The sequence below is a fragment of the Dyella humi genome (assembly GCF_044904605.1).
In the GTDB taxonomy this organism is placed as follows: domain Bacteria; phylum Pseudomonadota; class Gammaproteobacteria; order Xanthomonadales; family Rhodanobacteraceae; genus Dyella_B; species Dyella_B humi.
In genome coordinates this window covers 216,263-241,003 of the sequence record NZ_JADIKI010000023.1, presented here as the reverse complement: position 1 = coordinate 241,003, position 24,741 = coordinate 216,263, and the positions used below count along the sequence as shown (strand labels likewise).

Annotated in this window: 27 protein-coding genes and 5 tRNA genes; 25 read left to right on the top strand and 7 right to left on the bottom strand. The window is 62.2% G+C overall.

Going from position 1 to position 24,741, the window contains the following annotated elements; translation table 11 throughout:
* Window positions 1-129: 129 nt before the first annotated feature.
* Window positions 130-687: a putative Fe-S cluster assembly protein SufT gene (gene sufT / locus ISP18_RS12270; protein WP_380012031.1), complete on the top strand. Its 558-nt coding sequence runs from the start codon at window positions 130-132 to the stop codon at window positions 685-687.
* A gap of 60 nt (window positions 688-747) precedes the next feature.
* Here sufT and ISP18_RS12265 read toward each other — a convergent pair whose 3' ends face one another.
* The 4 genes from ISP18_RS12265 to wrbA form a co-directional block, all read right to left on the bottom strand.
* Window positions 748-1,239, bottom strand: a complete 492-nt coding sequence (locus tag ISP18_RS12265; RefSeq protein ID WP_380012028.1) for an asparaginase domain-containing protein — start codon at window positions 1,237-1,239, stop codon at window positions 748-750.
* Between the two features lie 45 nt (window positions 1,240-1,284).
* Window positions 1,285-2,928: an acyl-CoA dehydrogenase family protein gene (locus ISP18_RS12260; protein ID WP_380012025.1), complete on the bottom strand. Its 1,644-nt coding sequence runs from the start codon at window positions 2,926-2,928 to the stop codon at window positions 1,285-1,287.
* 139 nt (window positions 2,929-3,067) lie between these two features.
* Window positions 3,068-3,430 (bottom strand): DUF2069 domain-containing protein, encoded by a 363-nt coding sequence (locus tag ISP18_RS12255; protein ID WP_380012022.1) that lies wholly within the window; start codon window positions 3,428-3,430, stop codon window positions 3,068-3,070.
* Window positions 3,427-4,026, bottom strand: coding sequence for an NAD(P)H:quinone oxidoreductase (gene wrbA / locus ISP18_RS12250; protein WP_380012019.1), 600 nt, complete (start codon window positions 4,024-4,026; stop codon window positions 3,427-3,429). Before wrbA ends, ISP18_RS12255 begins: the two co-directional genes overlap by 4 nt.
* 69 nt (window positions 4,027-4,095) lie before the next feature.
* On the opposite strand from wrbA, the gene ISP18_RS12245 reads away from it, so the two are divergent.
* Genes ISP18_RS12245 through ISP18_RS12235 form a run of 3 tightly spaced genes read left to right on the top strand, consistent with a single transcriptional unit; the run spans window position 4,096 to window position 6,120 of the window.
* The gene (locus ISP18_RS12245) at window positions 4,096-5,385 is read left to right on the top strand and encodes a YihY family inner membrane protein (protein ID WP_380012016.1); all 1,290 of its coding nucleotides are present in this window, start codon (window positions 4,096-4,098) and stop codon (window positions 5,383-5,385) included.
* On the top strand, window positions 5,382-5,849 hold the full coding sequence (locus tag ISP18_RS12240) for a TlpA family protein disulfide reductase (protein WP_380012013.1): 468 nt from the start codon (window positions 5,382-5,384) through the stop codon (window positions 5,847-5,849). Before ISP18_RS12245 ends, ISP18_RS12240 begins: the two co-directional genes overlap by 4 nt.
* Window positions 5,850-5,853: 4 nt before the next feature.
* Window positions 5,854-6,120, top strand: coding sequence for an acylphosphatase (locus ISP18_RS12235; protein ID WP_380012010.1), 267 nt, complete (start codon window positions 5,854-5,856; stop codon window positions 6,118-6,120).
* 20 nt (window positions 6,121-6,140) lie between these two features.
* On the opposite strand, the gene ISP18_RS12230 is transcribed toward ISP18_RS12235, so the two are convergent.
* From ISP18_RS12230 to hemA, 3 genes are all read right to left on the bottom strand, one after another.
* On the bottom strand, window positions 6,141-8,243 hold the full coding sequence (locus tag ISP18_RS12230) for an O-linked N-acetylglucosamine transferase, SPINDLY family protein (RefSeq protein WP_380012007.1): 2,103 nt from the start codon (window positions 8,241-8,243) through the stop codon (window positions 6,141-6,143).
* A 216-nt stretch (window positions 8,244-8,459) separates the two neighbouring features.
* Entirely contained in the window at window positions 8,460-9,539 is a 1,080-nt protein-coding gene (prfA, locus tag ISP18_RS12225; RefSeq protein WP_380012004.1) for a peptide chain release factor 1, read from the bottom strand.
* A 72-nt stretch (window positions 9,540-9,611) separates the two neighbouring features.
* Window positions 9,612-10,892 carry a glutamyl-tRNA reductase gene (gene hemA / locus ISP18_RS12220; RefSeq protein WP_380012001.1) on the bottom strand — a complete coding sequence of 427 codons (1,281 nt, stop codon included), beginning with the start codon at window positions 10,890-10,892 and terminating at the stop codon, window positions 9,612-9,614.
* A 122-nt stretch (window positions 10,893-11,014) separates the two neighbouring features.
* Between hemA and ISP18_RS12215 the strand changes: the two genes are divergently transcribed.
* From ISP18_RS12215 to rplL, 21 genes are all read left to right on the top strand, one after another.
* Window positions 11,015-12,724: a tetratricopeptide repeat protein gene (locus ISP18_RS12215; RefSeq protein WP_380015823.1), complete on the top strand. Its 1,710-nt coding sequence runs from the start codon at window positions 11,015-11,017 to the stop codon at window positions 12,722-12,724.
* Window positions 12,721-13,332, top strand: a complete 612-nt coding sequence (gene lolB, locus ISP18_RS12210; RefSeq protein WP_380011998.1) for a lipoprotein insertase outer membrane protein LolB — start codon at window positions 12,721-12,723, stop codon at window positions 13,330-13,332. Before ISP18_RS12215 ends, lolB begins: the two co-directional genes overlap by 4 nt.
* Before the next feature lie 41 nt (window positions 13,333-13,373).
* Window positions 13,374-13,895 (top strand): GNAT family N-acetyltransferase, encoded by a 522-nt coding sequence (locus ISP18_RS12205; protein WP_380011995.1) that lies wholly within the window; start codon window positions 13,374-13,376, stop codon window positions 13,893-13,895.
* A 152-nt stretch (window positions 13,896-14,047) separates the two neighbouring features.
* Window positions 14,048-14,124, top strand: a tRNA-Gln gene (locus tag ISP18_RS12200).
* A 203-nt stretch (window positions 14,125-14,327) separates the two neighbouring features.
* Window positions 14,328-15,266, top strand: a complete 939-nt coding sequence (locus tag ISP18_RS12195; protein ID WP_380015821.1) for a ribose-phosphate diphosphokinase — start codon at window positions 14,328-14,330, stop codon at window positions 15,264-15,266.
* 261 nt (window positions 15,267-15,527) lie between these two features.
* Complete coding sequence (locus tag ISP18_RS12190; RefSeq protein WP_380011992.1) at window positions 15,528-16,187, top strand: 50S ribosomal protein L25/general stress protein Ctc; 660 nt, start codon at window positions 15,528-15,530, stop codon at window positions 16,185-16,187.
* Between the two features lie 84 nt (window positions 16,188-16,271).
* A complete protein-coding gene (gene pth / locus ISP18_RS12185) occupies window positions 16,272-16,856 on the top strand; it encodes an aminoacyl-tRNA hydrolase (protein WP_380011989.1) in 585 nt (194 codons plus the stop codon).
* 57 nt (window positions 16,857-16,913) lie between these two features.
* On the top strand, window positions 16,914-18,005 hold the full coding sequence (gene ychF, locus ISP18_RS12180; protein ID WP_380011986.1) for a redox-regulated ATPase YchF: 1,092 nt from the start codon (window positions 16,914-16,916) through the stop codon (window positions 18,003-18,005).
* A 69-nt stretch (window positions 18,006-18,074) separates the two neighbouring features.
* A complete protein-coding gene (locus ISP18_RS12175; RefSeq protein ID WP_380011983.1) occupies window positions 18,075-18,572 on the top strand; it encodes a GNAT family N-acetyltransferase in 498 nt (165 codons plus the stop codon).
* A 37-nt stretch (window positions 18,573-18,609) separates the two neighbouring features.
* The gene (locus ISP18_RS12170; protein WP_380011980.1) at window positions 18,610-19,098 is read left to right on the top strand and encodes an acyl-CoA thioesterase; all 489 of its coding nucleotides are present in this window, start codon (window positions 18,610-18,612) and stop codon (window positions 19,096-19,098) included.
* A gap of 103 nt (window positions 19,099-19,201) precedes the next feature.
* Window positions 19,202-19,287 (top strand) — tRNA-Tyr (locus ISP18_RS12165).
* 93 nt (window positions 19,288-19,380) lie between these two features.
* A tRNA-Gly gene (locus ISP18_RS12160) sits at window positions 19,381-19,454 on the top strand.
* 24 nt (window positions 19,455-19,478) lie between these two features.
* Window positions 19,479-19,554, top strand: a tRNA-Thr gene (locus tag ISP18_RS12155).
* Window positions 19,555-19,641: 87 nt separating this feature from the next.
* A complete protein-coding gene (tuf, locus tag ISP18_RS12150) occupies window positions 19,642-20,832 on the top strand; it encodes an elongation factor Tu (protein WP_404559524.1) in 1,191 nt (396 codons plus the stop codon).
* Window positions 20,833-20,948: 116 nt separating this feature from the next.
* A tRNA-Trp gene (locus ISP18_RS12145) sits at window positions 20,949-21,024 on the top strand.
* Between the two features lie 74 nt (window positions 21,025-21,098).
* Entirely contained in the window at window positions 21,099-21,491 is a 393-nt protein-coding gene (gene secE, locus ISP18_RS12140; RefSeq protein WP_380006784.1) for a preprotein translocase subunit SecE, read from the top strand.
* Window positions 21,492-21,502: 11 nt separating this feature from the next.
* Window positions 21,503-22,063: a transcription termination/antitermination protein NusG gene (gene nusG, locus ISP18_RS12135; protein ID WP_380006787.1), complete on the top strand. Its 561-nt coding sequence runs from the start codon at window positions 21,503-21,505 to the stop codon at window positions 22,061-22,063.
* Window positions 22,064-22,248: 185 nt separating this feature from the next.
* Entirely contained in the window at window positions 22,249-22,677 is a 429-nt protein-coding gene (gene rplK, locus ISP18_RS12130; RefSeq protein WP_380006790.1) for a 50S ribosomal protein L11, read from the top strand.
* 3 nt (window positions 22,678-22,680) lie between these two features.
* The gene (gene rplA, locus ISP18_RS12125) at window positions 22,681-23,391 is read left to right on the top strand and encodes a 50S ribosomal protein L1 (protein ID WP_380006793.1); all 711 of its coding nucleotides are present in this window, start codon (window positions 22,681-22,683) and stop codon (window positions 23,389-23,391) included.
* Window positions 23,392-23,730: 339 nt separating this feature from the next.
* Window positions 23,731-24,252, top strand: coding sequence for a 50S ribosomal protein L10 (rplJ, locus tag ISP18_RS12120; RefSeq protein ID WP_380006796.1), 522 nt, complete (start codon window positions 23,731-23,733; stop codon window positions 24,250-24,252).
* 44 nt (window positions 24,253-24,296) lie between these two features.
* Window positions 24,297-24,668, top strand: coding sequence for a 50S ribosomal protein L7/L12 (gene rplL, locus ISP18_RS12115; RefSeq protein WP_284400503.1), 372 nt, complete (start codon window positions 24,297-24,299; stop codon window positions 24,666-24,668).
* Window positions 24,669-24,741 lie beyond the last annotated feature (73 nt).

Here is a 24,741-nt window from a genome sequence, read left to right as displayed (position 1 = left end):
CTCTGCCGGGCGTCCCTTGAGTTTCAGCCGATTCAGCCTGATGTGGGGGACAGGCCCTACGAGTGGGCGGCATAATAGTGGGCCGGAACGCCGCCGGCCGGCTTTCCTCAACGATTCTCAAGAGATGGCATGAGCGGTTTCAGTCTTAGCAGCGAGCCTTTCACCCTGGAGCGCGATTGCAGCGCGGTCATGGTGCCGCAGGGCGAAAACGTGGTGCTGCCGGCCGGTCAGGTGGGCTACATCACGCAGGCGCTCGGTGGCAGTTTTACCGTGTACGTGGAAGGCAATCTGTTCCGCATCGCCGGCAACGATGCCGACGCGCTGGGCAAGGAGCCGCCGCGGCCGCTGGAATTGCCGGCAGACGCCACCGACTCCGACGTGGAAAATCTGGTGTGGCAGCAATTGCGCACCGTGTTCGATCCGGAGATCCCGATCAACGTGGTGGAACTGGGCCTGGTCTACGACGTAAGCCTGGAAACCGTCGCGCCAGACGAGCGCAAGGTGTACATCAAGATGACGCTCACCGCGCCGGGCTGCGGCATGGGTGACGTGCTGATCGACGATGCACGCACCAAGCTGGAGCTGATTCCCACAGTGAAAGAGGCAGACGTCGACCTGGTGTTCGATCCGCCGTGGAATCACTCGATGATGTCGGACGCGGCGAAGCTCGAGACGGGGATGCTTTAAAGCTCGTCATTCCGACCTTCGCCGGAATGACAGCAACGCAAGATCAGGCAGCTTGGAAGGTCAGCCGTTCACTTCCTCAAACCGGTTCGCATCGCGATTCTTGCGCACCTTGGCTGGATCCCACACGCGACCGTTCATCGCGATATACACGCCGTCCGGCAGCGTCTGCACCGCGGCTACCGCGCAGCCGACGTTGAATACCGCGTCCGAACCCTGGAAGCGCGCGGGATTCAGCGCACCGGTGAGCACGATCACCTTGTTCTTGAGTGAAGCAAGTTCCCGCGCGGTTTCCACCATGGTATCGGTGCCGTGCGTCACCAGCACGTGGCGGCCCGGTTGCGCTTCGATGGTGGAGCGGATCAATGCGCGGTCTTCCGCGGTGATGTGCAGGCTGTCCTTGCGCAGGATCGGAATCACGTCGAACTGGAACGCCACGCCGAGTTGGCTGAGGATTTCTCCGATCTGCGGCGCACCGATCTTGTAGTCCGACTTGTCGTCGAAGTAGATCTTGTCGATGGTGCCGCCAGTGGTGACGATGGTCAGATGCTGCATGGTCGGGGTGGCTCAAGAGGGAACGTGCAGTTTACCTGTAGGCGATCATTCCAGCAGCAAGCGGCTGTCTTCCCCGTTGGTGTCGGACAGACGCAGCAGGCCGTGGCCCAGGAAACGGCGCAGTGCCGCCGCCGGACGGGCATCGCCGCGCGACGACGACCAGGCCGCTTGCCTCGCCAGCAGCGCCGCGGCAGCGCAGCGCGCCAGGGTGAGGGCAATGCCGCGCGCGCCCGCTTCGAGCATTGAGCGTTCGACCTTTTTCCCGTCCAAGTGCATGGCCGCGGCATCCAGTGCTGCGTGCACGGTAAACGAAGCCTGCGTGTCGTGCGCGGTACCCAGCCAATGGCCGATGAGCTTGCGCAGCGCGGCGAAACTATCGTTGCTTGCCAGCACGCGTAGGCTGTCCAGCGACAGCACGTTAGTGGTGCCTTCCCAGATGGCATAAACCTGCGCATCGCGCAGCAACTGCGGCAGGCCGGTATCTTCGATGTAGCCGGCGCCACCGAAGCATTCCAGCGCTTCCGAACATAGGTTCACCGCCATCTTGCCAGTCCACAGTTTCACCAGTGGTGTGAGTAGGCGCAGCGCAACGGTTTCGTGCGGCGTGGCGAGGCCTTGTTCGACGCGCCCCAGCAGGTGTGTCACTTCGAACGTGAGCGCAAACGCACCTTCGAACTCGGCTTGCATGTCGGCGAGCGTTTGCGCGTGCAGGGGATGTTCGAGTAATGGACGTCCAAACGCCTTGCGACGCCGTGCGTAATCGCGCGCAAGGCTGATCGCGCGCACCATGCTCGCAACGGCGCCGATCGCATTCCACGTACGCGTAATGTTGAGCATCGGCGCCACCTGCCGCACACCATGCGCAAGTTCTCCCACTGGCCATGCCGGCAGGCCTTCCAGATGGACTTCCGCCGTGGGCAATTCGTGCGTGCCGAGCTTGTCTTTCAGGCGATCGATGATCAGTTCCGGCTTGCGCGCTTGCCCGTCCATCGTTTCTACGTAGAACAAGGCAAGTGACGCGGCGCCGTCGCCCATGCCTTCCGGGCGCGCCAATGCCAGCGCGGCTTCGCCGACCACGGCGGAGCTGAACCACTTGCGTCCGTACAAGCGCCACTGGCCATCGGCATGCTGTCGGGCGATGGTTTCGGTGTTGCCTACGTCCGAACCGCCGGCGTTTTCGGTCATCCATTGTCCAGATAACCAGAACTGGTTTGCGTCACGGCTGAGGAAGTGCGGCAGGGCACGGTCGATCAAAGCCTGATTACCGGAAGCCTTCAGGGCGGTGGCTGCTCCGTCGGTCATCGCCAACGGACAGGTATAGAACTCGCTGGCTACGTGATAGAGGTAGGCGCGCGCGAATTCTTCCAGTCGTGCGTGTTCGTGAGGTTCGTGTCCGGATGCGAGGATCGCGTGGCGCGTGGTGAGTTCCGGGCCTTCGAGCCACGCGGTGGTCAATTCGACGCGATCGACGCGGCGGCCCCACGCGTCCCATTGCGTTAGCACCGGTTTGCGGCGCGTGCTGCGGCTGCTGCGTTCGAAGACCATCAACGCGTAATCGCTCAGTGCGTCGAGATCGACATCCAGCGCAGCACGGCGTGCGGGTGGAAGCGCGCGATCAAGCAAGGCGATCAGTAAACGGTCGCTGCGATACGGATGTGCGAGCTGTGGAGCGTCTTGCAGGAATCCCATGGTGCTCACCTCGGGGCCGCTGCCAGCTAAGTTGGGGTGAGCGTATGCGAACCCCAACATGGATGTACACATGACGATGTTAGGCCGCTTGCGTTCACCCCAGCTCAGCGCAGGCGCAATTTCACGCGAGATTGGCCCCTCACTCCAGCCCTTTCCCCGGAGAGGAGAGGGAGTTGGATCTGCGTTTCACACCAGCTCCCAGTGCGCCAATCAGCAGCAATGTAAGCAACACCTCCAGCAAAGCCGGCACACGCTCCTGCGGCGAACTCCAGCTCTCGGCCACGCCATGGCAGAAATAGAACAAGCTGAGCATTCCCACCCATAACAAGGCGCGTCGCATGCTGTGGATGGCCAGCAACGGCAGCAACAGCGGTACTACCGCAAGCCCTAAGGCCAGCCACATCGGCACGCGTTGTGGTGGGAACAGCCATGCATACCACACGCATTGCAGCAGGATCAGTGCGATCCACGCCGTCATGCCAATGCGGTGAGTCACGCTCATGTGCCAGCCGCCAGCTTGCGCGCGGTATCTGCCAGCCGCCGGCCAAGCGCGCGAGCCAGTTCGCGCTCATGCTCGCTGATGATGTTCTCACCCTTGGTGCCGGCCACGTGGCTGGCGCCGTACGGCGTACCGCCGCTCGACGTGTGGCTGAGCGCCGGTTCGGTGTATGGAATGCCCAGCAGCAGCATGCCGTGATGGAGCAGGGGCAGGGCCATGCTCAGCAGCGTCGATTCCTGACCGCCGTGCATGGTGCTGGTGACGGTGAAAACGGCGGCCGGCTTGCCCACCAGCGCGCCGCTTGCCCATTCGGCGCCGGTGCTGTCCAGAAAGTGCTTCAAGGGTGCAGCCATGTTGCCGAAGCGCGTGGGGCTGCCCAGCGCCAGCCCTACGCATTCACTCAGATCCTGCCGGGTGACGTACGGCGCGCCTTCCTCGGGCTCCGGCGGCTGCGCCAGTTCAGTAACCGGGGCTACCGGCGGAACCTGGCGCAGGCGCGCGCGTATGCCGGGGATTTCCTCCACGCCGCGGGCGATCAGGCGCGCCAGCTGTGCGGTATGGCCGGTGCGGCTGTAGTACAGGATCAAAATGTCGCTCATTGGCTTGGGCGGTCTGGACAGGATGGGGTAGTGTACGGGTGAGATCAGGGATGTTGAGCAGATAGACGTATGAACCTGCGTATCGACCGCGACCGCACCATGACCTTGGGCCGTTTCTTATGGCGGCGCTTTCTCGACGACAAATGCTTCGAGACGGCCGGTGCCCTTTCCTACACCACGCTGGTCTCGCTGGTGCCTCTTACCGTAGCCGTGCTGGCCATGTTCGCGGCGTTTCCGATGTTCGAGGAAGCGCGCGACATGTTGATCAACTTCGTCTTCAGTAATTTCGTGCCGGCAGCGGGGGAGACGGTGCAGAAGACGCTGCTCGACTTCGCTTCCAATGCGCGCAAGCTCACCGGCATCAGCATCCTGGTGATGCTCTTCAGCGCGGTGTCGATGATGATCAGCATCGAAGACCGCCTCAACCGCATCTGGCAGGTGCGCCAGCATCGGCCGTGGGGACCGCGGTTGCTGCTGTATTGGGCCGCGCTTACGCTGGGCCCGGTGCTGGTGGTCGGCGGTATTGCGGTGACTTCCTACGTGGCGGCCGTGCCGATGCTGCGCAATGCCGGGGAGCAACTGGGCATCGGGCAGGAGTTGTTGAAAGCGTTGCCGCTGGTGGTGACATTCCTCACGTTGTGGTTGATGTACACCACCATCCCAAATCGGCGCGTCAATAAAAAGCACACCGCGATCGGTGCCGCACTGGGCGCGATCCTGTTCGAAATTGCCCGCTGGGTTTTCACGAACTACGTGCAAAGCGCGCACAACTACCAGCAGATCTACGGCGCACTGGCGATCATTCCACTACTGCTGCTGTGGATCTACCTGTCGTGGGTGATCGTGATTTTGTGCGCGTCGTTGGCGGCATCCTTGTCCGCATTCGAATACCAAAAGCCGTGCGATGCGATGGCGGAAGGTTCGGAATTCCTCGGTTTGCTAGTGGTGTTGCGTCATTTTGTAGATGCCCAGCGCGCTGGGCGTTGCGTGGATTCGCTTTCTATCCGCGAGGCGGAGCCTTACCTACGCAGCGAGGCAATCGCTACCTACTTCGATGACTTGATACGTGCGGGCCTCATCCATCGCAACGAGACCGGTGGTTGGTCGCTGGTGCGTAGCCTGGACAGCACCGATCTGCTGCACGTCTACCAGCACAGCGGTTATCGACTGCCGTTGAATCCGGCCGAGCAGATGGCCGCATCCGGCATCGAGCTGCCGTCGGAACTGTTGTCGCTGCTTACTCGTCTGGCGCATACGCTGGATGCCACCCTGGGTACCCGACTGGACAAGGTTTATCCTGTCCGCATCTCTCCGGCGCCTTCGCGTCCGGTGTCACACACGCAGGAATCGGAAACATGAAGTTGTTCGCATCGTCCCTGTTGCTGGCTGCATGCTTGCTGGCAGCACCTGTTTATGCCGCCATGCCTACGCAGCCCTCACTGAAAGTGACGACACTGGACGGCAAGCCTTACGACCTGGCCGCGCAGCGAGGACATTGGGTGATCGTGAATTTCTGGGCCACTTGGTGCGTGCCATGCATCAAGGAAATGCCGGATATCTCGCAATTCGTGAAAACGCACCCCGACGTGCGTGCCATCGGCATTGCCTATGACGACACCGAGGCAGCCGACATCCGCGCATTCCTCGACAAGCATCCGGTGAGCTTTCCTGTCGCGCAGGTCACCATGGACAAGCCGCTAACCGATTTCGACGAACCACGTGGCTTGCCGACCACCTATCTGATTGCGCCGGACGGCAAGGTGGCGAAACATTTCATGGGCCCGATCACGCCGGCTTCCTTGAGCGCAGCGATCGGCAAGTGATGGCATGAGCAGCGCCCGTTTCCTCGTCAGCGGCAAAGTGCAGGGCGTGTTCTTTCGCGCCAGCGCACGCAACGAGGCGCTGCGGCTCGGGTTGCACGGCCATGCGCGCAATCTTGCCGATGGCAGCGTGGAGGTGATCGCCAGCGGCAGCGACGACGCCATGTATCAACTTGAGCAATGGCTGCGGCAAGGGCCGCCGGCGGCGCGTGTGGATGAAGTGATTCGCGGCCGGTACGAAGGCGATGTGCAGAAAGGGTTCTTTGTTTTCTAGCCGCGTAGCCGAGTAGGGACTTACAGGTTCACATCGCTTGGCGGCCGCCCGATGCGATATCGCGCGCTGATCGTCCGCACCGCGCGGCGAAAATCCGCCGCAAAACCTTGCACGTCGAACAAAGGACTTTCATTGCGCTGCTGCATGAGATGCTGCCGCAGCGTCGCCAGCGCTTCCGGGTTATTGCCCAGCTCGGTCGCCATGCCGATGAACGAGGTGTTGTCGCCCATGATCAATTCCGGCAGTCCAAGGTGATGCAGCAAGCTGGTGACCGTGCGAGACGCCATGGTTTCGCCGGTGCGTGTGAGCACTGGGCATCCGGCCCATAGGGCGTCCGATGCGGTGGCGCGTGAGTTGATGGGTAGCGTATCCAGAAGAAGATCCACATGGGCGTAGCACGCCAGGTATTCCTGGTAGGACCGGCGCGGCATGAAGACGAGGCGTTTCGGATCGACGTCGAGCGCGCTTGCCGCATGCCGTAGCCGTTCATCCGTATTCGCCGGTCCTGCGAGCAGCCACAGTACGCTGTCGGGAACCTGCTGCAGGATCAGCATGCAACGCGCGAACACCGCCGGGTTGATCGCTTGTGTTTCATGCAGGCAAGCGAACACGACGCCTTTTTCCGGCAGACCGCAATCCGCGCGCGATGGTGCTTGCGTCTGCACACGGTTCGGATCGTTTGGCTGCTGGCAGCGCGGCAGGCGGATCACTCTTTCGCTGACGTGCTCGCGCAGTTCGCGTGGCAGCACGACGGCGTCGGTGAGCAGGTAATCCATCCACGGCGCGCCGGAACTGCCGGTATAGCCCAGCCAGCCGACCTGAATGGGCGCGGGGCACAAGGCCATCAGTTCCGCGTTGCCGCGGCTGCGATAACCATTGAGATCGAACAGCACTTCGATCCCCGCGCCATGGATCAGTGAGGCAACTTGCACGCGATTCAAAGCGGATATGTCATGTAGCGTCGCTGCCGCGGAGAGGCGACGCCGCACGGCACTGCCGTCGTCGGGCGTGGTAGCGAACAGATGGACGTCCAGATCGCTATCGGCCAGCGCTTCGATCAAGCCAACGATGTGATGGCCGACGGCGGTTTCATAGAACCCTTCTGCCAGCATGCCGACACGGATCGGTGCATCCGGCAACGGCAGCGCGTGGCGCAGGTTGAGCTGCGGGCGGAAAGCGGCGGCCTGGTTTTCGATCAGTGCGGCATAGGTTTTCGCGCAGCGCAATTGCAGCGCCGCATCGACATCTTCGGCGAGGAAGGAGAGCGGATGAATGCCCGCTTCGCCTTCGGAGACGGCATAGATCACGCGCTCGCTGAGCGCATCGATATCCTGCCAGCGGCAAAGCCGGCGGCGAGTGAACAGCAGTTGCCCCATGACCGGCACCGAATCGGGTGCTCGCGCTAGCGATTCGGTGAAAGCATCGTGCGCGCCGGTAAGATCGCCAGCTTCGTCCAATATCAACGCAGCCTGGAACATGTGTTGCACATTGTTCGGCGCCAGCTTGCCGGCCTGCAGTAGCGAGGCGGCGGCTTCGCTCGGACGGCGCCGCATATGCAGCAGATGACCAAGCATCGCGTGGGCAAGGTCGGATTGCGGCGCCTGCTGCAGGGCCTGGCGTACCAGCGGTTCGGCTTGCTCCAGATGCCCCAGTTCCATTTCTGCCGCCGCAAGGTTGAGGCAGATGGTCGGGTGCTGCGGCAGGCTTTTCAACGCCTGCGCGAACGCATCGCGCCCCTGCACATGCTGGCCGGTGGACATGTAGGCTGCGCCCAACGCTTGCAGCAAGGCAGGATGGCCCGGCGTGCGCGCCAGCGCTTTCTGCAACCGTTCGATGGCGGCGCTGGTTTTGCCGTCGGCCATGGCGAGGCTGGCCAGATTGCATTGCAGTTCGACGTTGTCCGGTGCCAGCTCCGCGGCGCGATTCATCGCCACTTGCGCCTCGCGTCGACGACCAAGGCGCAGCAGGGCCACGCCATGTAGACGGATTAAATCAGCCGACACCGGAAATTGGCGCCGCGCCGTTGCGGCGAACTGGGCAGCTTCTTCGTCGGCGTTCCGCTGTAGCAGTTCGCTGAGCTTTTGCAAGGTGGAGGCGATGTTGGTGGATGCGGCGTCGGTCATCGGGGAAAAACGAATCGGATTAGCAAAAGCGGGCAAGCACCGTCATGCCGGCGCAATGAGTAGGTTGGGGTGAGCGCACGCGGACCCCAACGCGAAGATGCATGCATGACGACGTCGGGGTTCGGCTGCACCTCACCCCAACCTACGCGGCTTCTTCGCAAGACGGCCCCCTCAAGCCCATTCCCCCTGGTGCAAGCGTAGCGCGAATCGCAGTGCTCAATGCCCTGCCAGCGACTTCAACTCATCCGCCTGATGCTCCCGCGTCAACGCGCCGAACAGGTCATCCAGGTGGCCTTGCATGACATCCGGGAGGTTGTGCAGATCCAGGCCGATGCGATGGTCGGTGATCAGGTTGTCCTTGTAGCGATAGGTGCGGATGCGCTGGCTGCGGTCGCCCGTACCCACTTGAAGGCGGCGCGATTGCGCCTGTTCGGCGGTCTGCTTGGATTGCGCCTCGTCGAGCAGGCGCGCCTTGAGCAGGCTCATCGCGCGCGCGCGGTTCTTGTGCTGACTGCGCTCGTCCTGGCATTCCACCACGATGCCGCTGGGCAAATGCGTGATGCGGATCGCCGAATCGGTCTTGTTGACGTGCTGGCCGCCAGCGCCAGAGGCGCGGAAGGTGTCGACCTTGAGGTCTGCGGGGGATATCTCGATCGCTTCGATTTCATCCAGCTCGGGAAGCACGGCCACGGTGGCGGTGGAGGTGTGCACGCGTCCTTGCGATTCGGTCAATGGCACGCGTTTCACGCAATGCACGCCCGATTCGAATTTCAGCCGCGAGTACGCGCCCTTGCCTTCGATACGCGCGATGATTTCCTTGTAGCCACCGTGTTCGCCCGGGTTTTCGCTCAGCACTTCCACTTGCCAGCGCTGGCGTTCGGCATAGCGGGTGTACATGCGGAACAGGTCGCCGGCGAAGATGGCGGCCTCGTCGCCGCCCGAACCGGCGCGCACTTCGAGGAACAGGTTGGCTTCGTCGCGCGGATCCTTGGGAATCAGCAGCAGTTGCAGTTCGCTGTCGAGCTTGGCCGTGTGCGCATCCAGGCGCGCAACATCCTCGGCAGCCATGTCGCGCAGCTCCGGATCGTCCAGCATGGCGCGTGCATCGGTGAGTTCGCGCTCCGCATTAGCCAGTTCGCGCATGGCGTCGGCGACCGGTTGCAACTGCGCGTATTCGCGCGACAGTTCGCGAAAGCGTGTGTTGTCGGCCAGCACGTCGGCCTGGCCAAGCAGCAGGGCGAGTTCTTCGTGGCGTTCGACGGTGGCTTCGAGTTTACGGCGAATGGATGGGGTCATGAAAAGGACGAGGGCTAAGGAGGGATGAGCAAAGCGATGGAACGTGCGTAACGCGGCAGCCAGCCGCTCTCGCTATTCGTCGCTCGTCCCTGCTTTTTCGTCCTCGTCCAGGCCGTACAGACGTCCTGCGGCATGCAGGAGATCATGATCGCCGTTGAGCGTGGCTTCGCGCAGCCGCGCGCTCGGATGATGCAGCAGTTTGTTCGTCAGCGTGTTGGCCAGGAACGCCAGCGCTTCGTCCGGCGACTTGCCGCGCGCGAGCATGGCGCGCGCCTTTTCCAGCACCTGGTCGCGATAGGTTTCGGCATGCACGCGCAGGTCGACGGCTGGGTTGCGTACGGTGAGTGCACGACGCCAGGCCATGTAGCGCTCGACCTGCAGATCGATGATTGCGTCCGCCTCGCGAGCGGCGGTTTCGCGCGAGCGGCGGTTGTCATCGATGACCTGCCGCAGATCGTCGATACCGTAGAGATAGACGTCTCCCAGTTCGCCGACTGCAGGTTCGATGTCGCGAGGCACGGCGATGTCGACCATGAACATCGGCTTGCGGCGGCGCGCGGCGATGGCTTTTTCCACCATCGCGCGCGTCAGCACCGGTTGCCGTGCGGCGGTGGAGGCGATGACGATGTCCGCTTCCGCGAGATGTTGCGGAAGATCGTGCAGCGAAATCGCGTAGCCGCCGTGGCGGCTGGCCAGCTCCTGCGCGTTTTCCAGCGTGCGGTTGGCCACGATCAGCCGGCGCACCTGTTTTTCGGCAAGGTGGCGCACCGCCAGTTCGATGGTGTCACCTGCGCCGATCAAGAGCACACAGGCCTGGCGCAAGTCAGTGAACACCCGCTCGGCCAGCCGTACGGCGGTGAAGGCCACCGACACGGTGTGTGCGCCGATGCGCGTATCGGTGCGCACGCGCTTGGCCACGGCGAAGGTGTGCTGCAGCAAGCGATCCATCGAGGTCTTCAGCGCGTTGGCTTCGCGCGCCTGCTGATAGGCGTCCTTCACCTGACCGAGAATTTGCGGCTCACCCAGCACCATCGAATCGAGGCCCGTGGCGACCCGAAACATATGTCTCACGGCCGCCTCGTCATCATGGCGATACAGGAACTCGTCAAGCTTGCCGGGAGTCAGACGGTGATGACGACTGAGCCATTCTTGCGGAATGTTTTCCGCGCCCGCCGTTACGCTGACGTAAAGTTCGGTACGGTTGCAGGTGGAAAGGATCAGCGCTTCCTCAACGCCGGGTTCGTGCGCAAGCTCACGCAGGGCGGCGGCGGTCTCATCATCGTCGAACGCAACCTGTTCGCGCAGGCTGACCGGCGCGGTGAGGTGGTTGAGCCCGAGGGCGATCAGCTTCATTGACGTGATGCGAGTGAGGGCGACGGGCGTTGGCCGGCGTAGACTAGAGTATCCCTAGCGGGCCAAAACGGCGATGAGGTTGGAGGAATAGTGTGCTGAGCAGGACGGTCGAGTTCAAGCAAGTGCGACGGTTTGTTGCGTATGGGTGGTTCGTGCTTGTCCTGACCGGGTGCGCGGCGGTGCCTCATCGGACAGCCACTCCATCGACGGCGTCGCCGCAGCCGCTGGCGCGGATAGTCGTGGCCACACCCGACCCGGACCACGACCTGCTGGCCCAGTTGCTGGCCGGTGAATTGGCGTTGTCCGGCGCCGATCTCAAGGCCGCGTCGCAGTCCTATGACAAGGCGATGATGATCTCCCGCGACCCGGAAGTGGCCGGCAAGGCCGCCGCGCTGGCCATCGCCATCCACAATCCGGACGCCGCACAGCGCGCCATCGACCGCTGGCAGGTGCTAGGCGCGACCCCGGCGCAACTGGCGCAGGCGCGCGCCCAGCTTGCGGTGGAGCAGGGGAAGACCGAAGAAGCCCGCCGGCAGCTCTCGGCACTGATCACCAGCGGCGACAAGGATGCCTGGCGCATGTTCGGCCGCGTGCTGATCGGCAGTCGCGATCAGGCGCTCGCCGCCAATTTGCTGGAGTCCCTGGCCACACCCGACCGTCTGCCGGCCGATCCCAAGGCGTGGCTGGCGATGAGCGAGTTGGGTGAGCAATTGGGCCGCCATGCCTACGCTCAACAAATCGCCGACGGCGCCTTGAAGCGTTTTGGCACAGCCGAGACATACGCCTGGGCCGCGCAGCTGAAACTCAACAATGGGGACCGCAGCGGCGGCCTCAGCCTGCTGCGCCAGGCGCAGGTGAAGGACCCCGACAACATCGGCCTGCGCCTGACCTATGCTTCCTTGTTGGGCCAAAGCGGCCAGTACGCGCAGGCGTCGCACCTGCTGGAAAAGGGCCCGCAGAACGCCCAGACCTACGCGCTGCGCGCCGCCCTGGCCGCCAACGCCAAGGACAACAAGACGCTGGAGCAGGTCTACAAGCAGCTCTCGCAGTCACCCGACGACGTGCGCAATGCCAGTGCCTATCTGCTTGGTCAGTTGGCCGAAGTGCTCGGCCGCAAGGACGAGGCGCTGAAGTGGTACGACCAAGTGCCCGACGACGACGACCATGCCTTCGACGCCGATTTGCGCAGCGCGATCTTGCTGCAGGATCTGGGGCGCAGCGCGGAAGCGCACCAGCAATTGGCCGAAATGCAGACGGATTATCTGGACCAGCCGGCGCAACTGCGCCGCGCGTATGAGGTGGATGCCGATCTCTACCTGCGCGAGAAGCGCTACACCGAGGCTATCGATTCATTTAGCCACGCCCTGCAGGTGGCGCCGGACGATCCGGACCTCTTGTACGGCCGCGGGCTAGCGTACGCGGAGATCGGCAAGATCGACCCGGCCGTGGCCGATTTCCGCCGCCTGCTGCAGGTCAAGCCCGACGATATCGACGCCAGTAATGCGCTGGGCTTCACGCTTGCCGATTCAGGACGTGATCTGTCTGAGGCGGAACGGCTGATTGCCGCGGCGCGGGCGGCGAAACCGAACGATCCTTCCATCGCCGATTCCTGGGGCTGGCTGCAATACCGGCTCGGTCATCTGGACCAGGCTGTCGAGGTGCTGCGCAACGCATGGCAGACGGGCAAGGATGCCGACGTTGGCGTGCATCTGGGCGAAGTGCTGTGGAAGCAAGGGCGTCGCGAACAGGCGCAGCAAGTGTTCGATGAAGTGCGCCGCGTGGATCCGCACAACGTCACCTTGCAACAAACCTTGAAGCGGCTGCAGCCATGAAAAAACTTTTTCGCGCTTTCGCGGCGCTTGCGCCGCTGTTGCTGGTCGCGTGCGCGACAACACCGCAACTCGTACGCAACAAGGGCGATGTCGCCGCGCTGGCGCAGCAGGAGGCACGCGAACGGCAATTGGCGAACGCCGACCACTGGGTGCTGCAGGGCAAGCTCGGTGTATCCAACGGCCAGGATGCCGGCAGCGGCGGCTTCACCTGGACACAGGAAGGCGATCACTACGAGTTCGTGTTTCGTACGCCGATTACGGGCAAAAGCTACCGACTGACGGGTGGCCCCGACGGTGCCGAACTGGATGGCGCCGACGGCGGGCCGCAGCGCGGGCCGGATGCCGAGGCGCTGATGCGCCGCGCGCTGAATTGGGAAGTTCCGCTAGACGAACTACGCGCATGGGTGCTCGGTGTGCGGGCGCAGGGCGCGCAGGCCGAGCTGAGTTTCGGCGACAACCGCCTGCCTTCGGCCTTGCAGCAGGACGGTTGGACGGTGACGTATCCCCTTTGGGATACCACGCGTCAACCGCCATTGCCGGCGAAGGTGTTTGCCGAGAAACCGCCGTACAAAGTGCGGCTGGCGATCGAGTCGTGGAGCATGCAATGAACGCTTTGCTTTTTGCTTTTCCATCCCGGGAAAACTGATCCGTGTCATTTCATATCCAACGCGCTACCGCTGCACATGTCGACGCCATCTGTGCCATCGAACGCACGGCCGTGGAGCTGTTTCGCGACCATCCGGCATGGCGGTTCTATTCCCGCATGTCGATTCCCGCGGACCTGCTGGCGGAGGAAATCCGGCGCGGCTTCGTGTGGGTAGCGGTGGATGAAGAAAGCAGCGAGCCGGTGGGTTTCATCTGGCTCGATGTGGAATTGCATGGCGATGTGGTCGGCATCGCCGAGATCGACGTGCTGCCGGCGTTTCATCGGCGGGGCATCGGCTCGGCGTTGCTCGAGCACGCCTGTGCCTGGGCGAGTGAGAAGGGCTATCGCCGCGTCGATCTGGGCACGCTGCCCGACGTGCCGTGGAACGCGCCGTTCTATACCCGGCATGGTTTCGTTGTCGTCGACAAGAATGATCCGGCGTACGCCTACGCACGCGAGCGCGATCGCGAAAATGGCTTTCCGGAAGCGTTGCGGGTGTTCATGTCGCGCACGCTTTCGCCCTGAATGCGTGGGCGGGCCAGTCGTGCGGAGTGTGTTTTTGAATTGACACGCATGGCGCTCCCCGCCACAATTTTCCTTCTTTGCTTCCGGCGGCTCCTGCTCGTCGCACCCGAGCGGGGCGGGCTGTGCTGGAGGCAAAATGCCAAAACGAATACTGGGGCGTCGCCAAGCTGGTTAAGGCACGGGATTTTGATTCCCGCATGCGTAGGTTCGAATCCTACCGCCCCAGCCATTTCGAACAGGGGCTAAGTGGCCCCCTGTTTGCGCAATCCGAAACGGATTGCCATCGTATCGGGCACTTGTGTGCCCGATGTTTTTCGAGCTCCACTCGGGCATGTACCGAAGGGGCAAGTTGAAAGGCGCAAAACACCTTTCATGCTGAGCTGACTCAATTGGCCTGGTTCTGAGGAAACAACCGTGGATACCTCCAGCCCGATGCTGTTTACCGGCAATGCGCACCGAGCCCTGGCCGAAGATATCGCTCACCGCCTGGGCATACCGCTGGGCAAGGCCCTGGTCGGCAAGTTCAGCGATGGCGAAGTGCAGATCGAGATCGAAGAGAACGTTCGTCGCCAGGAAGTGTTCGTGCTGCAGCCCACGGGCGCGCCGAGTGCGGAGAACCTGTTTGAGCTGCTGGCTTTGGTCGATGCGCTCAAGCGGGCCTCGGCAGCCAGCGTCACCGCGGTCATTCCCTACTTCGGCTATGCCCGTCAGGATCGTCGCCCACGCTCGGCGCGCGTGCCGATCACCGCCAAGCTGGTGGCCCGCCTGATCGGCACTGCCGGCGTGGATCGCGTGCTGACGGTAGACCTGCATGCCGACCAGATCCAGGGCTTCTTCGACGTGTCGGTGGACAACGTCTACGCCTCGCCGATTCTGCTGGCCGACATCTGGCGCAGCTACAGCATGGACGACCTGATCGTGGTCAGCCCGGACGTGGGTGGTGTGGTGCGTGCGCGCGCCATCGCCAAGCGCTTGGATGACGCCGATCTGGCCATCATCGACAAGCGCCGTCCCAAGGCCAACGTGGCCACGGTGATGAACATCATCGGTGACGTGGAAGGCAAGACCTGCGTGATGGTGGACGATATCGTCGATACCGCTGGCACCTTGTGCGCCGCCGCCGCCGCCCTGAAGGAGCGTGGCGCTCGCAAGGTCGTTGCCTATTGCGTGCATCCGGTGCTGTCCGGCGCGGCGATTCGCAATATCGAAGGTTCCCAGCTCGACCAGCTGGTGGTCACCAACACGTTGCCGCTGCGCGAGGATGCCCGGAACTGCGCCAAGATCCGCCAGCTTTCGGTGGCTGAACTGTTGGCCGAGACGATCCGCCGCATCGCCTTCGGTGAGTCGGTCAGCTCGCTCTACATCGACTGATTGCGTTGTCTTTCCTCCTCCCCCCTCCGGGGAGAGTGCCGAGGTGAGGGGCAAAGCTTTGCCCTCAACTCCCATGGCGCCGCGCTTCACATGCTTCCTGCTCTCCCTCCGACGGGGAGAGGGAGTGGGCCTCGGCCCCCCGATTTTCTGTATACTTACACGCTTTTCCGTCCGCATCCGCGGGCGTTCCGGCTCTTCTGGTCGCGGGAGAGTCAGTCCGGTCGCCGTGAGGCGGCTTTCAACACTCAAGGCAATACCAACATGGCCAAGACTCATGAAATCGCGGCACAGGCCCGCAAAGACGAGGGGAAAGGTGCGAGCCGCCGCCTGCGTCACGCGTCCTTCGTGCCCGCAGTAGTTTACGGTGCGGGTCAGCCCGCGCAGAGCATCCAGATCGAGCACAACACCATCCTGCTCGCCGCCAAGCACGAGTGGTTCTTCTCCTCGGTGCTCGACCTAAACGTCGACGGCAAGGTGCAGAAGGTGCTGGTGCGCGACTGGCAAAAGCACCCGTTCAAGCAGCAGATGCTGCACATGGACTTCCTGCGCATCAACGAGAACGAAGCGATTCGCGTGAATGTGCCGATCCACTTCCTGAATCAGGAAAAATCCCCGGCTGGCAAGACCGCTGGCGTGGTGATTTCGCACAACCTCAACGAAGTGGAAGTGTCCTGCCTGCCGAAGGATCTGCCGGAGTTCATCGAACTCGACCTGGCCGACCTGAAGCCCGGCGACATCATCCACCTGTCGCAGCTCAAGCTGCCGACGGATGTGGAAATTCCGGCGCTGCACCTGGGCGCCGACCACGACGTGACGGTGGTTTCGGCCGTGACCGTGCAGGAAGAAGTCGAAGAAGCTCCGGCTGCCGAAGGCGACGCTGCTCAGCCTGCTGCTGACGCTTCTAAAGAAACCAAGAAGTAAGCCGTTTTGGCCTCCCGCCCTCCCTCCTCTCCGGAGCGAGGGCCGGGTAGGGACCACATCTTGCGGCCAACTCAAACCTGATCCATGGCAGGTCTACGACTCATCGTCGGGCTGGGCAATCCCGGTACCGAATACCTCAGAACCCGGCACAACGCCGGGTTCTGGTTTGTTGACGCCCTAGCATCCGGCGCGGGCGAGCGCTTCGGTTTCGACGGCAAGCTGCATGGCGAAACCTGCAAGCTGCGCATCGGTGGCGAGCCGGTGTGGCTGCTCAAGCCCAGTACTTTCATGAACAAGAGCGGCGCCGCGGTCGCAGCGGCGCTGCGCTATTACAAGATCGAGCCAGAGGAATGCCTGGTTGCGCATGACGACCTGGACCTGCCTGCCGGTACGGTGCGCCTGAAGTTCGATGGCGGCCACGGCGGCCAGAACGGCTTGCGCGATATCGTGGCTCATCTGGGCCACGGCAAATTCCATCGACTGCGTCTGGGCATTGGCCATCCTGGCCACAAGGATCAAGTCACGCCGTGGGTATTGGGTCGCCCTTCGGCCAAGGACGAAGACGCCATGCTTGAGGGTGTCGCGCGCGCGCTGAACGTGCTGCCGATGGCAGTCGAAGGGCAGTTCGACAAGGCCATGCAGCAGTTGCACACGCCAGCGAAGCCCTGAACAGCCCGTTGCCGTTTACTATTTCGTTTTTTACTTCCATTTCCGGATCAAGAAACCATGGGCATCAAATGCGGCATCGTCGGCTTGCCTAACGTCGGCAAATCCACCTTGTTCAACGCGCTGACCAAGGCGGGCATTGCCGCAGCCAACTTCCCGTTCTGCACAATCGAGCCGAACGTAGGCGTGGTGCCGGTACCCGATCTGCGCCTCAACGAGTTGGCCGCCATCGTCAAACCGCAGAAGCTGGTGCCGACCGCGGTGGAATTCGTCGACATCGCCGGCCTGGTTGCCGGCGCGTCGAAGGGCGAGGGCCTCGGCAACAAGTTCCTTTCGCACATTCGCGAGGTGGATGCGATCGCGCACGTAGTCCGTTGCTTCGAACACACAGATATCGTGCACGTGGCCGGCAAGGTTGATCCCATCGCTGACATCGAAACCATCGATACCGAACTGGCGCTGGCGGATCTGGATTCGGTCGAAAAGGCGCTCAATCGCGCCGAACGCGCCGCGAAGGCCAACGATAAGGAAGCGCTGGCCAAGAAGCCCGTGCTGCAGAAACTTGCCGCCGCGCTCAACGAAGGCAAATCCGCACGCAGTCTCGGTTTGGATGACGAAGAAAAGGCGCTGGTACGTGATCTGTTCCTGCTCACGCTCAAGCCTCTGATGTACATCGCCAACGTGCGCGAGGACGGCTTCGAAAACAACCCGCATCTCGATGCCGTGCGTCAGCGCGCGGTAGAGGAGGGCGCTGAAGTGGTGCCGGTTTGCGCAGCCATCGAGGAAGAATTGGCTCAGCTCGAAGATGCCGACCGTGATGAATTCCTCAAGGATCTTGGTCTGGAAGAGCCTGGCCTCAACCGCGTAATCCGCGCTGGCTACAAGCTACTCAACCTGCAGACCTATTTCACCGCTGGCGAAAAAGAGGTGCGTGCCTGGACCGTAAAGCGCGGCTCCACCGCACCGCAAGCGGCGGGCGTCATTCATACCGATTTTGAACGCGGCTTCATCCGTGCCGAAACGGTCTCGTATGACGATTTCATCCAGTACAAGGGCGAAGCCGGTGCCGCCTCGGCCGGCAAGCTGCGCAAAGAAGGCAAGGACTACATCGTCAAGGATGGCGATGTGTTGCACTTCCTGTTCAATGTTTGAGTTCATGAGCCCCGCACAAGCGGGGCTTTTTTCATGCGAGCATGCGCGTGTTGCATGGAGCGGATGTTCATGTCTCAAGGTGTATTGCGCATGCGACTCGCGCGTGCTGATGATGCTCGCGCCATTGGCGTATTGAGCCGCCGCGTAGTGCGTCAATGGGTGTTGCCCGATCAGCCGCGCAAGGCCGGACGGGAATTGCTCATGCGCCTGACGGCCAAGGCGATTCGACAGAAGATCATCGAAGGCCAGCGGTCTCATCTGGCTTTTCTGGGTGAGGTGCTGGTTGGAGTCGCGAGCATGCGAGATGATCATCATCTTGTGCACTTTTTCGTGAGCACGCGCTACCAGGGACGGGGTATTGCCAAGCGCCTTTGGCAGCGTGCGTGGCGAGACGCAATGCATCGCGCAGGTACCTGTCGCTTCACGCTCAACTCTACACGCTGTGCGGTGCCGGTTTATCTTCGTCTGGGCTTTCGCGCGGATGGTCCGGAAAGACCTTCGCCAAACGGTGTACTCAGCACACCCATGACCCTGCGGCTGCCAGCGAAGGTGGTCAAGCGGGCATAATGTCGCCTTCACGTTGGGCGTATCCGCCGGAGACCGCATGTCAGGCCAGCAGCATGAAGTAACTTTCCGCTTCCTTGCCCAGCCTACCGATGTCAATTTCGGCGGCAAGGTGCACGGCGGCATGGTGATGAAGTGGATCGATCAGGCTGGCTACGCCTGCGCGGTGGGTTGGAGCGGGGCGTATTGCGTGACGGCGGCGGTGAGTGGCATTCAGTTCGTCAAGCCGATCTTGATTGGCGACCTGGTCAGCGTGCGGGCTAAGTTGATTTACACCGGCACGTCCAGCATGCAGATGGCGGTGGATGTGCTGGCTCGCGATCTGCGTACCGGCGAAGAACGTCTGGCCACCAGTTGCGTGATGGTGTTCGTGGCGCTGGACAAACCCGACGGCAAACCCACGGCGGTGCCGTCGTGGACACCGCGCGACGACAACGAACGCCGGCTGCAAGAGCAGGCGCGACACTTACTGGAGCTTTCCAAGAGCATGGGGCAGCTGGTGGATACGCGCGCTGCGGGAAACGACTGAATAGCACTTCGCTTCGTCCGGAAAATTCTCGAAAAACCGGCCGTTTCGCTCGTCAAGGTGTTGACACATCAAGCCCCGATCCACACAATAGCCGTTCTTTGTTGGAGGGATACCCAAGCGGCCAACGGGGGCAGACTGTAAATCTGCTGGCTTACGCCTTCGGTGGTTCGAATCCACCTCCCTCCACCAGCCGATTCTGCGGGTATCCGTGGTCAGGGCTGGAAGGCAGAACGCAAAAGCGGTTGTATGCTGATGCGGTTCGACAGACGAGTTCCGCGTTGGGCGGGAGTAGTTCAATGGTAGAACCTCAGCCTTCCAAGCTGATGGTGCGGGTTCGATTCCCGTCTCCCGCTCCATTGATCTCGTCGCTGTGTTTTTGTGCTCATGTAGCTCAGTCGGTAGAGCACTTCCTTGGTAAGGAAGAGGTCGCTGGTTCGATTCCAGTCATGAGCACCACCGCATGCGGCCACCGCGGTATCGCCTGATAGCTCGCTGGGTTTCCTTTAATCACTTCACTCATTGACTCCTTGGGATTTGGCGCTCATGGCAAAGGGTAAATTCGAACGCACCAAGCCGCACGTGAACGTGGGCACGATTGGTCACGTGGACCACGGCAAGACGACGCTGACGGCGGCGCTGACGAAGATCGGTGCAGAGCGTTTTGGTGGTGAATTCAAGGCGTACGATCAGATTGACGCGGCGCCGGAAGAGAAGGCGCGCGGGATTACGATCTCGACGGCGCACGTGGAATACGAATCGCCGACGCGCCACTACGCGCACGTGGATTGCCCAGGCCACGCCGACTACGTGAAGAACATGATCACGGGTGCGGCGCAGATGGATGGCGCGATCCTGGTGTGCTCGGCGGCCGACGGCCCGATGCCGCAGACGCGTGAACACATCCTGCTGAGCCGCCAGGTGGGCGTGCCGTACATCGTGGTGTTCCTGAACAAGGCCGACATGGTGGACGACGCCGAGCTGCTGGAGCTCGTCGAGATGGAAGTACGTGAGCTGCTGAGCAAGTACGACTTCCCGGGCGACGACACACCGATCATCAAGGGCTCGGCGCTGAAGGCGCTGGAAGGCGACCAGTCGGAGATTGGCGTGCCGGCGATCATTGCGCTGGTGGATGCGCTGGACACCTACATTCCCGAGCCGGTGCGCGTGCTGGACAAGGCGTTCCTGATGCCGGTGGAAGACGTGTTCTCGATCTCCGGTCGCGGCACGGTGGTAACCGGTCGCGTGGAGACGGGCATCATCAAGGTCGGCGATGAAGTCGAGATCGTGGGTCTCAAGGCCACCGTCAAGACCACGGTGACCGGCGTGGAAATGTTCCGCAAGCTGCTGGATCAGGGCCAGGCGGGCGACAACGTGGGCCTACTGCTGCGCGGTACGAAGCGTGAAGACGTGGAGCGCGGCCAGGTGCTGGCCAAGCCGGGTTCGATCACGCCGCACACGGACTTCGAAGGCGAGATCTACGTGCTGTCGAAGGAAGAGGGTGGCCGTCATACCCCGTTCTTCAGCAACTACCGCCCGCAGTTCTATTTCCGCACGACGGACGTGACCGGTGCGATCAAGCTGCCGGAAGGCACCGAGATGGTGATGCCGGGCGACAACGTGAAGATCACGGTGACCCTGATCGCCCCGATCGCGATGACCGAAGGCCTGCGTTTCGCGATTCGCGAAGGCGGCCGCACGGTGGGTGCGGGCGTCGTCGCCAAGATCGTCAAGTAATATCATTGCGGGAATCGGGGCTTGGGACTCGGGACTCGGAAGGTAGCGAAAGCCTTTACTCACGCCCTTCCGAGTCCTGGGTTCCGAGTCCCGGGTCCCGTTAACTTTTTTTACGTACGCCAGTAGCTCAATTGGCAGAGCAGCGGTCTCCAAAACCGCAGGTTGGGGGTTCGAGTCCCTCCTGGCGTGCCATCTTCTTCGAGGAATGATGGCGGATGTGTCGTAACGGCCTGATGGCCGGTGTTTGAGGCATCCGCTTGACGCGCATGAATACCAAGGCTGAACAGTCCAAAGGCACAAGCGGTGCCGATATCGGCAAGCTGGTGCTGGCCGTACTGGTGCTGGCGGCCGGTATCGTCGGCTACACCTACCTCGGCAACATCGGCGCCGCGTCGCCGCTGCGTCTGATCACGATCCTCGCCGCTGTGATCGTGGCCCTGGCTATTGCCGCCTTCACGGCGCCGGGCCGCCGCGCGCGTCATTTCCTTGCCGAGTCGCAGTTCGAAATGCGCAAGGTGGTCTGGCCCACGCGGGACGAGACCATCAAGACCACCGGTATCATCATTCTCGTGGTCATCGTGCTCTCGCTACTGCTGGGCCTGATTGACCTCATCCTGAAGTCAGTCGTGCTCGACTGGCTTCTAAAGCTGGGTTCATAAGGAGCGCCGCAATGAGCAAACGTTGGTACGTCGTCCATGCTTATTCCGGGTTCGAGAACCAGGTCAAGAAGTCCCTGACCGAACGCATTCACCGTGCTGGCATGGAAGAACGGTTCGGCGAAGTGCTGGTGCCCACCGAGGAAGTGGTGGAAATGCGCAGCGGCCAGAAGCGGCGCAGTGAGCGCAAGTTCTTCCCCGGCTACGTGCTTGTGCAGATCGAAACCGACACCGAGGGCAAGGCGCCGCGCATCGACGACGAGTGCTGGCATCTGGTCAAGGAAACCCCGAAAGTGATGGGTTTCATCGGCGGCACCGCTGATCGTCCCATGCCGATCCGCGACAGCGAGGCCGACACCATCCTCAGCCGCGTCCGTGAGGGCGTGGACAAGCCCAAGCCCAAGGTATTGTTCGAGCCGGGCGAAATGGTGCGAGTCATTGACGGTCCGTTCAATGATTTCAATGGCGTAGTCGAGGAAGTCAATTACGAGAAGAGTCGCCTGCGCGTGGCGGTGCTGATCTTCGGCCGTTCCACTCCGGTGGAGCTGGAATTCGGGCAGGTCGAGAAAGCCTGAGCGAGCCTTTCGGCACAGGGCTTGCTTAAAGTCCGTTTCATCTCTAAACTGCGCGGTTCACGCCGGAGTCTTTCGACTCGGCGTGTCCGTATTTCTGGAATCCGCAGGATCGCGGGTTTCCCTCTCACCATGGAATGTGCACGGCGAGGAGCCGCAAGGCGCTTGAACTCGCGAGGAAACCTCTAATGGCAAAGAAAGTTGTCGGTTATATCAAGCTGCAGGTCAAGGCCGGTCAGGCCAACCCGTCGCCGCCTGTGGGTCCGGCCCTCGGTCAGCGCGGCCTGAACATCATGGAGTTCTGCAAGGCGTTCAACGCCGCCACGCAGAAGATCGAGCCGGGTCTGCCGATTCCGGTGATCATCACGGCCTACTCGGACCGTACCTTCACCTTTATCACCAAGACCCCGCCGGCCACCGTGCTGATCAAGAAGGCCACTGGTGTCGCCAAGGGTTCGCCCAAGCCGAACACCGACAAGGTCGGCAAGATCACCCGCAAGCAGCTGGAAGACATCGCCAAGCAGAAGGAGCCGGATCTCACAGCAGCTGATCTGGACGCTGCAGTGCGCACCATCGCCGGTAGCGCGCGCAGCATGGGCCTGGTGGTGGAGGGTTAAGACATGGCAAAGCTCACGAAGCGTATGAAGGCGGCTCAGGCCGCGGTGCAGCCGGGCAAGATCTATGCCCTGGACGACGCCCTCAACATCATCAAGAACAACGCCAAGGCTAAGTTCGCCGAATCCGTCGACGTCGCAGTGCGTCTGGGTATCGATGCCAAGAAATCCGACCAGGGCGTGCGCGGTTCCTCGTTGCTGCCGCATGGTACCGGCAAAACCATCAAGGTCGCGGTGTTCTGCCCGGCCGGTGAAAAGGCTGAAGCTGCCAAGGCGGCCGGCGCCGACGCCGTCGGCATGGACGATCTCGCTGAGCGCATGCAAGCGGGCGACCTCGACTTTGGTCGCGTGATCGCCACGCCGGACGCGATGCGCGTGGTCGGCAAGCTGGGTCAGTTGCTCGGCCCCCGCGGCCTGATGCCGAACCCCAAGGATGGCTCGGTTACCGCCGACGTCGTCACGGCTGTGAAGAACGCCAAGGCCGGCCAGGTGAAGTTCCGCAATGACAAGGCGGGCATCATTCACGCCACCATTGGCAAGGCCAACTTCGAAGCCTCGCAGCTGGCTGACAACCTGAATGCGCTGATCGCCGACCTGATGAAGGCCAAGCCGTCTACGGCCAAGGGCCAGTACCTGCAGAAGGTTGCGCTGTCCAGCACGATGGGCGTGGGCGTACCGGTCGATACCTCGACCCTGGTTGCGGCCTCGGCCAAGTAAGCAAATTCAAGTCCTGCGTGGGCCTAGGTCCGCGCAGGCATCTTTTGAGGGTAGCCCGGTCGCGTGCCGGAGCCGCCGTCAAAGACCGCAGGTGCGATCCTGCAAGCAATGACGACGGGCAGGGAGCTCGTTATGGCAAAGGAATCGCCGTCACCGTTCGTTGGATCGCTTAATCGGGCCTTCGAGCCTCGCCTGCGTAGATGGTGTTGCCCCTTCTGGAATTGCGTTTTATCTGGAAAGGCCACCACCCGGGACTTTAAGTCCCCGACGTCACGGACGACGTTGCTCAGGACCGCAAGCGGCAGGAGCCGTAAGCGGAGTTCATAAGAGGAGTGAAACATGGCTCTGAATCTCTCTCAGAAGCAAGAAGTAGTCGCCGAACTGGCCGCTGTGGCCGCGAAGGCTCACTCCTTGGTCGCTGCCGAGTATGCGGGCACCACGGTCGAACAAATGACCGCGATGCGCAAGAAGGCTCGTGAATCCGGTGTGTTCTTGAAGGTTGTGAAGAACACGCTCGCTTCGCGCGCCGTGGTTGGTACCGAGTTTGAGGTCGTCAAGGACGCCCTTACCGGTCCGCTGCTGTACGCATTCTCGACCGAGGAACCCGGTGCTGCCGGGCGCCTGATCAAGGAATTCGCCAAGGGCAACGACAAGCTGAAGGCGAAAGTCGTGTCGGTGGAAGGCAAGCTGTTCCCGGCCGCGCACGTTGAAGTGCTGGCCTCGTTGCCGACCCGCGAGCAGGCCCTCGCCATGCTGGCCCGCGTGTTGGCCGAACCCGCTGCGATGTTCGCGCGCGCCGTCAAGGCCGTGGCCGACAAGCAGGGTGGCGGCGAAGCTCCGGCCGAAGCTGCGTCTGCCTAAGTTCGACGCGATCCAACTGAATCCATTTCCAGAGGTAAATCAAAATGTCCCTTACCAACGAACAGATCGTTGAAGCCGTTGCCGCGAAGTCGCTCATGGAAGTGATGGACTTGGTGAAGGCCATCGAAGAAAAGTTTGGCGTGTCCGCCGCTGCCCCGGTCACCGTGGCTGCTGGCCCGGCCGCTGCCGGCCCGGTTGCCGAAGCGCAGACCGAGTTCGACGTCATCCTGATCAACGCCGGCGAGAAGAAGGTCGACGTGATCAAGGCTGTCCGCGCGATCACCGGCCTGGGCCTGAAGGAAGCCAAGGACCTCACCGAAGCTGGTGGTGTCGTGAAGGAACAGGCTTCGAAGGAAGACGCCGAGAAGTTCAAGAAGGACCTCGAAGCCGCCGGCGCCAAGGTCGAACTGAAGTAATTGGCGCCCTTGCGCGCCGTCAGTTTGATCCAGCGTTACGCAAGCCTGGGGGCGTAAGTCCCCGGGCTTTGCC